Source organism: Methylobacterium nigriterrae (genome assembly GCF_037106235.1).
GTDB classification, from domain to species: Bacteria; Pseudomonadota; Alphaproteobacteria; order Rhizobiales; family Beijerinckiaceae; genus Methylobacterium; species Methylobacterium nigriterrae.
The window spans coordinates 1-1,878 of sequence record NZ_JBAWTG010000330.1 but is presented as its reverse complement, the minus strand read 5'-3'; the positions used below and the strand labels follow the sequence as shown (position 1 = coordinate 1,878).

Annotated in this window: 1 protein-coding gene and 1 pseudogene; one reads left to right on the top strand and one right to left on the bottom strand. The window is 67.0% G+C overall.

Annotated elements, in window-relative coordinates:
* Positions 1 to 390 (bottom strand): annotated as a pseudogene (locus tag WDW90_RS36750) (helix-turn-helix domain-containing protein); the annotation flags it as partial.
* Between the two features lie 90 nt (positions 391 to 480).
* On the opposite strand from WDW90_RS36750, the gene WDW90_RS36745 reads away from it, so the two are divergent.
* Positions 481 to 1,500 (top strand): IS110 family RNA-guided transposase, encoded by a 1,020-nt coding sequence (locus WDW90_RS36745; RefSeq protein ID WP_336492663.1) that lies wholly within the window; start codon positions 481 to 483, stop codon positions 1,498 to 1,500.
* Positions 1,501 to 1,878 lie beyond the last annotated feature (378 nt).

Sequence of the window (1,878 nt, the reverse complement as noted above, 5' to 3'; positions counted from 1 at the left end):
GTAGGCCGGGCTGGTGATCAGGTCCTGAGCTTTGAGCAGACGGTAGACGGTGGCTTCCGAGACGAAGTAGCGCCGCTCGTCGGTGAAGCGCACGGCCAGTTCGCGTGGGCTGAGTTCGGGCTCCTCCAGCGCGAGAGCGACGATCTGCTCGCGGACCTCCGCGGGCAGCCGGTTCCACACCCGGCTCGGTCGCGAGGGACGATCGGCCAGTGCCTCGGGGCCGCCACGCTGGTAGGCGTCGTACCATCGGTAGAACGTCGATCGGGTGATGCCGAGCTTGTCCAGGGTGGCGCGCACCGACAGGTGGGATTGCTCGACCAGCCGGATGATCTCCAGCTTCTCGCAGGCCGGGTACCTCATGCCTCTTCGCCCCCAGCCCCGCTCATGCTTATGGGATGGCCCGCCCCTCACCGAACCGTCGTGGCATTCTCCTGCCACGGACACGTGGAGGGATCTGGAATGACAAAGAGCTCGATCGCCGTGCTGGGTATCGACCTCGGCAAAAACAGTTGCAGCCTCGTCGGCTTCGACGCGGCCGGAGCGGTGGTCCTGCGCCGCCGCGCGCGGCGTGAGACGGTCGTCGGACTGACGGTCAAGCTGCCCGCTTGCATCATCGCGATGGAGGCCTGCTGCGGCGCCCATCATCTCGGCCGGTTGCTCGCAGCGCAGGGCCACACCGTCCGCCTGATGTCGCCCGAGTACGTTCGCCCCTACGTCAAAGCACAGAAGAACGACGAGCGCGATGCCGAGGCTATCGCCGAGGCAGCCACACGCCCGACCATGCGCTTCGTACCTCTCAAGGCGCAGGAGCAGCTCGACATGCAGAGCCTGCATCGGGTCCGGTCGCGGCTGGTCGGCATGCGCACCATGCTCATGAACCAGCTCCGCTCGATCCTGCTGGAGCGCGGCTTCGTCTTCCCGCAGGGCCGGCGTAAGTTCGAGACCGCGATCGAAGCTCTGATGCAGAACCCTGAGGCGCAGACCGGAGCACGCATCCGGTCCCTCATCGCAGATATCCGCGACGAGTGGACGGGCCTCGACCGCCGCATCGACGCGCTCGACCAGGAGTTCGTCGAGCATGCTCGTGGCGACGAGGCGGCGCGCCGCCTGGTGTCGATCCCGGGCATTGGAACAATGACGGCCACGGCGCTGCGTGCAGCCGTCGATGACGGTAGCGCCTTCGCGCGCGCCCGCGACCTGCCGGCTTGGCTCGGCCTCGTACCACGCCAGCACACGACGGGCGGCAAACCAAAGCTGCTCGGCATCAGTAAGCGAGGCAACGCCTACCTGCGCGGGCTGTTCATCCACGGTGCACGAGCAGCGCTGGCCTCGATGGCCAAGGCAGAAGACGCAACCGGCCGATGGCTGCGGGGTCTGCTAGCGCGGACGCACTACAATGCCGTCGTCGTCGCGCTCGCCGCCAAGCTCGCTCGGGTGGCTTGGGCGACGCTGCAGAAGGGCGTGAGCTTCGAGCGACAGCCGGAGCCGGCTCACGCCTGAGTCTTCGCAAGAGGTCGACCCTGACCGGAGCGCGAGCGACCGGCGCGGGTCCATGAGGTTTGCGGGAGGACAGTGAAGATGGCCTGACGGTCGAGCGGCGTTCCGGAAGCCTGGCAAAAAAAGCGGCTCGTTGAAGCCGACGTGCTTATGAGGCCCGGGACGTGCGGCTCTCCATCTTGGCGGCGGCCACTGCGCCGACATGCCGGATACGTTTGTGCAGACCGGACATAGGCGCCTTCATCGACCACCTTGCAGACGGGGCGGGCCATACGTTTTTTTCTAGGACGGCAAAGTCGGCTGTTGGGCTTGCCGTTCGAGCGCCCTGAGGTAGGCATCGGGATCACGGCGGAAGCGGGTTCGTGCGGTGCGGGCCTGCCG